General features: G+C 41.8%; 7 protein-coding genes, 1 rRNA gene and 1 riboswitch. Of the genes, 6 read left to right on the plus strand and 2 right to left on the minus strand.

Annotated elements, in window-relative coordinates:
* Positions 1–191: 191 nt before the first annotated feature.
* Entirely contained in the window at positions 192–1109 is a 918-nt protein-coding gene (gene oxyR / locus AACQ49_RS14225; RefSeq protein ID WP_004249700.1) for a DNA-binding transcriptional regulator OxyR, read from the plus strand.
* Here oxyR and sthA read toward each other — a convergent pair.
* Positions 1101–2498: a Si-specific NAD(P)(+) transhydrogenase gene (sthA, locus tag AACQ49_RS14230; RefSeq protein ID WP_004246384.1), complete on the minus strand. Its 1398-nt coding sequence runs from the start codon at positions 2496–2498 to the stop codon at positions 1101–1103. The two genes, oxyR and sthA, sit on opposite strands and share 9 nt — an antisense overlap.
* Positions 2499–2698: 200 nt before the next feature.
* On the opposite strand from sthA, the gene fabR reads away from it, so the two are divergent.
* Positions 2699–3379, plus strand: coding sequence for an HTH-type transcriptional repressor FabR (gene fabR / locus AACQ49_RS14235; protein ID WP_004246383.1), 681 nt, complete (start codon positions 2699–2701; stop codon positions 3377–3379).
* A complete protein-coding gene (locus AACQ49_RS14240; RefSeq protein WP_004249699.1) occupies positions 3379–3780 on the plus strand; it encodes a YijD family membrane protein in 402 nt (133 codons plus the stop codon). Before fabR ends, AACQ49_RS14240 begins: the two co-directional genes overlap by 1 nt.
* Before the next feature lie 121 nt (positions 3781–3901).
* Here AACQ49_RS14240 and trmA read toward each other — a convergent pair whose 3' ends face one another.
* The gene (gene trmA / locus AACQ49_RS14245) at positions 3902–4999 is read right to left on the minus strand and encodes a tRNA (uridine(54)-C5)-methyltransferase TrmA (RefSeq protein ID WP_161779128.1); all 1098 of its coding nucleotides are present in this window, start codon (positions 4997–4999) and stop codon (positions 3902–3904) included.
* Positions 5000–5112: 113 nt separating this feature from the next.
* A riboswitch (cobalamin riboswitch) is annotated at positions 5113–5315 on the plus strand.
* Between the two features lie 69 nt (positions 5316–5384).
* Between trmA and btuB the strand changes: the two genes are divergently transcribed.
* The 3 genes from btuB to AACQ49_RS14260 all read left to right on the plus strand — a co-directional run bounded on the left by btuB (position 5385) and on the right by AACQ49_RS14260 (position 9995).
* Entirely contained in the window at positions 5385–7244 is a 1860-nt protein-coding gene (gene btuB, locus AACQ49_RS14250; protein ID WP_087741169.1) for a TonB-dependent vitamin B12 receptor BtuB, read from the plus strand.
* Entirely contained in the window at positions 7189–8055 is an 867-nt protein-coding gene (gene murI, locus AACQ49_RS14255; protein WP_004246377.1) for a glutamate racemase, read from the plus strand. The genes btuB and murI overlap by 56 nt, the downstream gene beginning before the upstream one ends.
* Before the next feature lie 397 nt (positions 8056–8452).
* Positions 8453–9995, plus strand: a 16S ribosomal RNA gene (locus AACQ49_RS14260).
* Positions 9996–10017 lie beyond the last annotated feature (22 nt).

Genomic DNA, 10017 nt, shown 5'->3' on the forward strand with positions numbered 1-10017 from the left:
GGTGGCTCATGAACTGCCCTGCTTTTTTATGGACGCTTACCGATAATAATAGTTTAATCAATTGATATATCACCATTTATTGATAAAAGATGAAAAAATCACGTTACAATAACGCACGATTGATAGAAAAATTTATCAGTTGTTATATTATCTATAGCTATTAACTATCAGTAATAAGTATGGGATCTGCAATGAATATCCGTGATTTGGAATATCTGGTGGCTCTAGCTGAGCATAAACATTTTCGCCGTGCGGCAGATTCTTGCCATGTGAGCCAGCCAACATTAAGTGGCCAAATTCGTAAACTTGAGGACGAATTAGGCGTTATGTTACTTGAAAGAACCAGTCGCAAAGTACTGTTTACCCAGCAGGGATTATTGCTAGTAGAGCAAGCGAAAACGGTATTACGTGAAGTGAAAGTGCTACAAGAAATGGCATCACTACAAGGTGAGAGTATGGCAGGGCCGTTACATATTGGGCTTATTCCTACTGTTGGACCTTATTTATTACCGCATATTATTCCCGAATTACATAGAAACTACCCTAAGTTAGAGATGTATCTTCACGAAGCACAAACCAATAGCTTATTAGCTCAGTTAGATAGCGGTAAACTCGACTGTGCTATTTTAGCCATGGTAAAAGAGAGTGCCCCTTTTATAGAAGTGCCTTTGTTTGAAGAGCCGATGAAATTAGCTATTTATGATGAGCATCCATGGCATGATCGCAAATCAGTGCCGATGGGGGACTTAGCAGGCCAACGTTTATTAATGTTAGAAGATGGGCATTGCTTACGTGATCAAGCTTTAGGTTTTTGTTTCCAAGCAGGGGCTAAAGAAGATACCCATTTTAGAGCAACTAGTTTAGAAACATTGCGTAATATGGTCGCTGCAGGAAGTGGTATTACACTTTTACCTGATTTAGCGGTACCTCAAGCACAAAAACGCGATGGCGTTTGCTATTTAGATTGTACTTCACCTAACCCATCACGTTCTATTATTTTGGCTTATCGCCCCGGATCGCCTTTGCGTAATCGTTATGAACAATTAGCAGAGACAATCCGTGATCATATGACCGCATTTTATGAGGCTAAGAAAGCAGCATCAAAATAAGCGATTTAAACCATTTAAAGCAGCAACGCGATAGGCTTCCGCCATGGTTGGATAGTTGAAGGTGGTATTAACGAAGTATTCGATAGTATTGCCTTCTCCTTTCTGCTCCATAATTGCTTGGCCGATATGAATTATTTCAGCAGCGCGCTCGCCAAAGCAGTGAATACCTAAAATTTGCTTGGTTTCACGGTGAAAAAGAATTTTTAAGCTACCGACATTCATACCTGCAATTTGGGCCCTAGCAAGATGCTTAAATTGTGAACGACCGACCTCATAGGGGATCTTCATTGCGGTGAGTTGCTGTTCCGTTTTACCCACAGAGCTGATTTCTGGAATGGTATAGATACCCGTTGGAATATCTTCAATTAAATGCGTTTCCGAGGTGCCTGTGGTAAGCGCAAGTGCTGCAATGCGCCCTTGATCATAAGCCGCAGAGGCTAAGCTTGGATAGCCAATCACATCACCTACTGCATAGATATGTTCACAACTGGTTTGATAATGCGCATTAACTGCCACTTGTCCACGGCTATCGGTTTTGATCCCAACATTTTCTAAACCAAGCGTATCGGTATTACCCGTTCTACCATTAGCATAAAGCAGACAATCGGCTTTGACTTTCTTACCGGATTTTAGATGAACAATAACGCCATCATCAACGCCTTCGATGGTGTCGTACTCTTCATTGTGTCGAATAACAATACCGTTATTCCAAAAATGGTAAGAGAGTGCATCTGACATTTCTTGATCAAGGAATGACAGTAGATGATCACGAGTATTAATTAAATCAACTTTTACTCTTAGACCTCTAAAAATAGAAGCGTATTCACAACCAATGACCCCAGCACCATAAATAATGACATGGCGAGGTTCATGCTCAAGGTCGAGTATGGTATCGCTGTTATAAATACGAGAGTGTGAGAAATCAACATCCGGTGGGCAATAAGGGCGAGAGCCTGTGGCAATAATAAAATTATCTGCACTGAGAATATCACAAGTACCATCAGGATAACGTACGCTAATTCTATGATCATCAATAAAAGCAGCTTCGCCTGAATACATCGTACAATGATTACGCTCGTAGAAGCCTTGACGCATTTTAGTCTGTTGACTGATTACCGTGCTGGCTTGGCGTAGTATTTGAGAAAAAGAGGAGTTGATCAGGCGAGATTGGTCGCTATAGAGCGGGTTTTGATTAAACTCGATAATACGACTGACCGCGTGGCGTAGAGCCTTTGAAGGGATAGTTCCCCAGTGAGTACAACCACCACCGACTTGATCATAACGTTCAATGACGGCGACGCGTTTTCCTTGTTTAACCAGCCCCATGGCCGCGCCTTCACCACCAGGACCTGAACCGATTACAATTGCATCGAAATGAGAATGTTGCATAGGAAGAGACCTGTTTTATACAAAACGACAACGACATATTAACATTAGAATGAATAATAGCCCAATTGACATTAGGGGCATTAGTCACACTTTATTTAGTTTTTTATCTGAATGTGTCGTTATGGATAACGGTACGTACTTATTTTCTGTAAAAATTTGATATATTGGTTATAAACCACATTTGGATTATCAGGATTGCTGTGAGTAATAATATTGGCATCAGAGCGAAACAAAAAGAAAAAACCCGCCGTTCTTTGATTGAAGCAGCTTTTAGCCAACTCAGTGCAGAACGTAGTTTTACTAGCCTAAGCTTACGAGAAGTGGCGCGAGAAGCGGGTATTGCACCTACCTCATTTTATCGTCATTTTAAAGATGTTGATGAGTTGGGGTTAACTATGGTCGATGAAAGTGGACTGATGCTACGTCAATTGATGCGACAAGCACGACAGCGTATTGCTAAAGGTGGAAGTGTGATCCGTACATCGGTTTCTACCTTTATGGAATTTATTGGTAATAATCCGAATGCTTTTCGATTATTGTTACGTGAACGCTCTGGCACATCTGCTGAATTTCGTGCCGCTGTCGCACGAGAGATCCAACATTTTATTGCAGAACTGGCAGACTATCTTGAGCAAGAAAGTAATATGCCACGTTATTTTACTGAAATGCAGGCTGAAGCGATGGTGACTATCGTATTTAGTGCAGGGGCAGAAGCATTAGATATTGATATTGAAAAACGCCAACAATTAGAAGAAAGATTAGTAATACAACTACGGATGATTGCCAAAGGCGCTTACTATTGGTATCGACGTGATTTAGAAACACCTCTACAAAATAACCCCGAAATAAAGAAAAAAATGCATCAGAAAGGAGATAAATGATGGAACAAAATCGCTGTGAAAAAAGCACACTATTACTTTCCGTAGTTATCGGTGTTGCTTTACATGGTAGTTACTCAACTTTATTTAACCCACTTACTGGACCTTGGTCTATTTTTCCACTGATTAGTTTAGTTCTAGCTGTTTACTGCTTATACCAACGTTATTTAAATCAACCAATGACTGATGGTATGCCTAAGTTAATTTTCTCATTCTTTTTATTAGGGCTATTTGGTTACAATGCTTATTTAAAAACCTCTAACCCTGAAATGGGCTCTAACTTCTTTTCTTCTGTATGTATTGTGATTATTGCTCTATGGATTTATCGTCAAATTAAACAGCGTAAACGTCTACGTGAACAGGAAGAAGACGCTGAGAAAGCATCGCAAGCAGAGCAATATTAATTGTTATCAGCTTTTGGTTGTAAACACAGCGAGATTTTGACACCAGTAAGTGCACTTACTGGTGTTTTGTTTTTATTGGGGTTTTAGTGGTAATTTCTACTATAACTTCTAAAACTAAAAGTTATCTTTTCTCCAATAACACACCACATTCCATATGATGGGTGTAAGGGAATTGGTCAAAAAGTGCTAACTTGCTGATTTTGTGAGTTTTGATCAGCGTTTCTAAATTCTGGCACAGAGTCTGGGGATTACAAGAGATATATAAAATGCGCGAGTAATTCTTGACCAACTCAACAGTTTTCTCATCCAAACCACTGCGTGGTGGGTCAACAAAAATAGTTTCACATTGGTAATCTTGTAGATTAATCCCTTCTAAGCGTTTAAATTCCCTTATGCCATTCATTGCTTGAGTAAAATCTTCCGCTGACATACGAATAATTTTAACATTATCAATATGGTTCATCGCGATATTATATTGCGCTGCATGCACTGAAGGCTTCGCTATCTCAGTGGCCAGCACTCGCTTAAAATTACGTGCAAGGGCGAGAGAGAAATTGCCGTTACCACAATAAAGCTCTAACAGATCACCGGTTGAGTTTTCAGTGACTGATAGTGCCCATTCCAACATCTTAATATTGACCTGTGCATTAGGTTGGGTAAAGCTATTTTCTACTTGACGATAGATCATCTGTTGACCAGCAACAGGTAATACTTCATCGACAAAATCATTATCGAGCATAATTTTAGTTTTATATGCACGGCCAATTAATTGCACATCAAACCCCTGAGCAATTAATGTTTGGCGTAATGCTGTCGCTTCTTGTTGCCAAGTCTCATCAATTTTTTTGTGATATAACAACGATACAATGATTTTATTGCTTAAGGTTGAAAGATAATCAATTTGAAATAATTTATGGCGCAGTGTTGGTTTATCTTTTATTTCTGCCAATAAAGCTACCATCATCTGATTAATCAGTTGACTCGCCACTGGAAATTGGTCAACGCGGATACGCTGCTTAGTCTCTTGATCAAACATAATATGATACAGAGCGTCCTGCTCATGCCAGATGCGAAATTCTGCACGCATACGATAATGTTGTTCTGGTGATGAAAAAACTTCCACATTAGGCGCATTAAAAGGTGCCATCATCTTTTGTAGGCGTTCGGTCTTTTCATTCAGTTGAGACTGGTATGTTTGCGTTGGTAATGAATTTTGCATGGTATCTCGCCTTGTTTTTGGCAGTAATAAAGTTAAGCGAGCGAAATTGTAGAGATCCTCATGAAGATGTCCAGTATTCTTCATGTTCAATTTCTGGACTCAGTGAAGTTGGCATCGTAGCATAGCGATTCGGTCTCCGATATGGAGTGAAAAGGGAATCTGGTGCAAAGCCAGAACTGACGCGCAGCGGTAATAGGATCAAGGATAATAAAAGACACTGCAATGCACCAAAATCAGTGCTGTGGGAAGTCATTATCTTAAATGCTCAGAGTATTTAACCTAGAGTCCGAAGACCTGCCGAACATTTGTCGCATGTAAAATTAAGTACGCGTTTTATTTAATTTTGGCGGCATCCTGCTACTTATTTCTGTTGGATGCAGATTTCATGAATAATAAAAAAGTATTTTTTCTTTCAAGTGTTGCTTTAAGTGTTATGACGAGCAGTTTCAACCTATTTGCACAGGCTGATAATACATTGAGTGTGACTGCTAATCGTTTTCAACAACCTACCTCCTCTATTTTAGCGCCAGTGACTATTGTTGATCGTGAACAGATCGATCGCTGGCAGAGCAATAGTGTGCTTGATGTATTGCGTAGAATGCCAGGGATTGATGTAGCACAAAGTGGTGGTATAGGGCAACAAAGCTCAATATTTGTGAGAGGTACAAATTCAAACCATGTTCTTATTTTAGTAGACGGTGTACGTTTAAATCAGGCGAATGTTTCAGGAAGTTCTGATATTAGCCAAATTCCCCTTTCTCTTGTTCAGCGGATTGAATATATAAGAGGGCCTCGCTCTTCGGTTTATGGATCTGATGCAATTGGTGGGGTAATTAATATTCTAACTGAAAGAGAAAACGAAGGTGGCACTCTCAATGCCACAATGGGTTCTCATGGTTATCAAGAATATGATGGCTCTGTAAAACAAAAAATCGGTGATAAAACAACACTAACGGTGGCAGGTAGTTATCTCTATACCAAAGGCTATGATGTAGAAGCGAGAGGTAATACAGGAGGGCATCCTCAACCTGATCGTGATGGTTTTATGAATAAGTCACTATGGTTAGGCGTTAATCACGATATAAATGATAACGTTTCTGTATATGCACGGGCTTATGGTTTTGATAATCGTATGGCTTATGATGCTGAGCCAGATTATAACGATAATACCATTATTACTGATACTCGTGCACTATTTAGCCGCACTTATGATGGTGGTGTGAAGTTTCATCGTGATAACTACTCTTCTTATTTGAATACCAGTTATAACTACACCAAAGATTATGATTACGATCCACATCAAGGTCGTTATGGTAAAGGTAGCCGGTTTACCAACTCCGAACAATATAATGTTCAGTGGGGTAATCACCTTTTATTAGGAAATGGCAGTATTGGGGGGGGTATTGATTGGCAGCGTCAATCAATTAAAGCGGGCTCTAATGGATTCCCTAATAAAGAACATTTCGATAATACGGGTTTATATCTAACAGGGCAGCAAAAGTTAGGCGATGTTATTGCTGAAGCATCAGTACGCTCGGATAAGCATTCTGAATATGGTTGGCATACGACTTGGCAATCGAATTTAGCATGGGAATTTGTGGCAGGTTATCGCGTGATTGGTGGTTATGGTACTGCGTATAAGGCACCAACACTGATGCAACTCTATAGTACATGGGGAAGCAACCCAAATTTACAGCCAGAAGAAAGTAAACAATGGGAGGGAGGCTTTGAAGGGATAACAGGGCCTTTAGAGTGGCGTTTGACTGCATATAGAAATAATATTACTAATTTGATTGAAGCCGATGATAAGCAAGGATGGAAAAATTATAATATTGGCAAAGCGTTAATTAAAGGTGTTGAATTTACTGGAGAAATGGATACTTGGATTTTCCATCATACCTTTAATTTACAATATATAGATACTAGAAATAAAGGAACACACCAACGTCTTGATCGTCGGGCTCGTCAACAGTTGAAATATCAACTTGATTGGCAAGTTGAGAAACTCGATATAGGAGTTACTTACCAATATATTGGTCAGCGTACAGATAAAGATTATGGCACAAATAAGAATGTTTCTTTAGGTGGGGTAAGTCTTTGGGATTTAACTGCGTCATATCCTATTACATCTCATCTCTCAATTCGTGGTAGAATAGCCAACCTGTTTGATAAAGATTATGAGACAGCTTATGGCTATCGCACGCCAGGACGTGAATATTTCCTCACCGGAAGCTACAACTTCTGATGCACAATCTACCGCTAATCCCACTGTCTTAGTTTTTGACTCAGGGGTTGGCGGTTTATCTATTTATCGAGAGATCCGTGAAAAACTGCCGGATGCTCACTATATCTATGTTTTCGATAATGAAGCATTTCCTTATGGTGAGAAACCTCAAGAGTTTATTATCGAGCGTGTCGTTCGTATCGTCAGTGCTGTCGCGCAACAGCATGAGTTAGCAGCGATTGTGATCGCTTGTAATACCGCAAGTACAGTAAGTCTGCCTGCTTTACGTGCTAAATTTACTGATATCCCCATTGTTGGTGTTGTTCCTGCGATTAAACCTGCAGCAAAACTTACCTGTAATGGTGTGGTCGGTCTATTAGCCACAAGAGCAACGGTTAAGCGACCTTATACTCATGAGCTTATCGAACGCTTTGCGACAGAGTGTAAAGTGCATCTATTAGGTTCTGCAGAGCTGGTGGAGTTGGCTGAAAAAAAACTGCATGGCGAAAAGGTGTCATGCGATGAGCTACGTAGAATTTTAGCTCCTTGGCTTAAAATGAAAGAGCCACCAGATACGGTAGTATTAGGGTGTACCCATTTTCCTCTATTAGAAGAAGAGTTACTTTCTGTTTTGCCTGATGGTACTCGAATTATTGATTCTGGTGGTGCAATTGCAAGAAGAACTGCGTGGTTAGTTGTAAATCAAGATAAAATCAGAGGTTCAAAAGAAATTAGTTTTGCTTACTGTCTTAAAGAAGATGAGTATAGTGAATTATTAAAACCGGTTTTAGCCGATTTTGGCTTTAAAACGCTCAGAAAATTGGCGCTTTAAGTTAAATTTGTTGGAAAATTAAACGGTCGGTAAAAAAATCAAAAAAAAGTGTTGCCAGCTTCACAAAACTCCCTATAATGCGCCCTCGTTGTCACGGCACAGGGCGCTAAGCGAACCGGCTGAGAGAACAAAAGAAAAAGTGAAAAGCCTGATAAATTAGCGCTTGACACTGAATGAGGAAGATGTAGAATGCACCTCCTCGCAACAACGCAGAAGACCGGAAACGGCAGCGATAGTTGCACTGCTCTTTAACAAATTATCAGACAATCTGTGTGGGCACTCGCAGAGACGATATCTTCTAAAAAATTAGATGTATCAAGTCTTGAAGAGTGACTAACAAGTTAATTCATATAATGAATAAGCTAAGTTTTCGATTTCTTTGAGCATCAAACACTTTTAATTGAAGAGTTTGATCATGGCTCAGATTGAACGCTGGCGGCAGGCCTAACACATGCAAGTCGAGCGGTAACAGGAGAAAGCTTGCTTTCTTGCTGACGAGCGGCGGACGGGTGAGTAATGTATGGGGATCTGCCCGATAGAGGGGGATAACTACTGGAAACGGTGGCTAATACCGCATAATGTCTACGGACCAAAGCAGGGGCTCTTCGGACCTTGCACTATCGGATGAACCCATATGGGATTAGCTAGTAGGTGGGGTAAAGGCTCACCTAGGCGACGATCTCTAGCTGGTCTGAGAGGATGATCAGCCACACTGGGACTGAGACACGGCCCAGACTCCTACGGGAGGCAGCAGTGGGGAATATTGCACAATGGGCGCAAGCCTGATGCAGCCATGCCGCGTGTATGAAGAAGGCCTTAGGGTTGTAAAGTACTTTCAGCGGGGAGGAAGGTGATAAGGTTAATACCCTTGTCAATTGACGTTACCCGCAGAAGAAGCACCGGCTAACTCCGTGCCAGCAGCCGCGGTAATACGGAGGGTGCAAGCGTTAATCGGAATTACTGGGCGTAAAGCGCACGCAGGCGGTCAATTAAGTCAGATGTGAAAGCCCCGAGCTTAACTTGGGAATTGCATCTGAAACTGGTTGGCTAGAGTCTTGTAGAGGGGGGTAGAATTCCATGTGTAGCGGTGAAATGCGTAGAGATGTGGAGGAATACCGGTGGCGAAGGCGGCCCCCTGGACAAAGACTGACGCTCAGGTGCGAAAGCGTGGGGAGCAAACAGGATTAGATACCCTGGTAGTCCACGCTGTAAACGATGTCGATTTAGAGGTTGTGGTCTTGAACCGTGGCTTCTGGAGCTAACGCGTTAAATCGACCGCCTGGGGAGTACGGCCGCAAGGTTAAAACTCAAATGAATTGACGGGGGCCCGCACAAGCGGTGGAGCATGTGGTTTAATTCGATGCAACGCGAAGAACCTTACCTACTCTTGACATCCAGCGAATCCTTTAGAGATAGAGGAGTGCCTTCGGGAACGCTGAGACAGGTGCTGCATGGCTGTCGTCAGCTCGTGTTGTGAAATGTTGGGTTAAGTCCCGCAACGAGCGCAACCCTTATCCTTTGTTGCCAGCACGTAATGGTGGGAACTCAAAGGAGACTGCCGGTGATAAACCGGAGGAAGGTGGGGATGACGTCAAGTCATCATGGCCCTTACGAGTAGGGCTACACACGTGCTACAATGGCAGATACAAAGAGAAGCGACCTCGCGAGAGCAAGCGGAACTCATAAAGTCTGTCGTAGTCCGGATTGGAGTCTGCAACTCGACTCCATGAAGTCGGAATCGCTAGTAATCGTAGATCAGAATGCTACGGTGAATACGTTCCCGGGCCTTGTACACACCGCCCGTCACACCATGGGAGTGGGTTGCAAAAGAAGTAGGTAGCTTAACCTTCGGGAGGGCGCTTACCACTTTGTGATTCATGACTGGGGTGAAGTCGTAACAAGGTAACCGTAGGGGAACCTGCGGTTGGATCACCTCCTTACCTAAGAGATACGTGTTATGTG

Source organism: Proteus sp. G2675, assembly GCF_963886535.1.
GTDB lineage: Bacteria > Pseudomonadota > Gammaproteobacteria > Enterobacterales > Enterobacteriaceae > Proteus > Proteus mirabilis.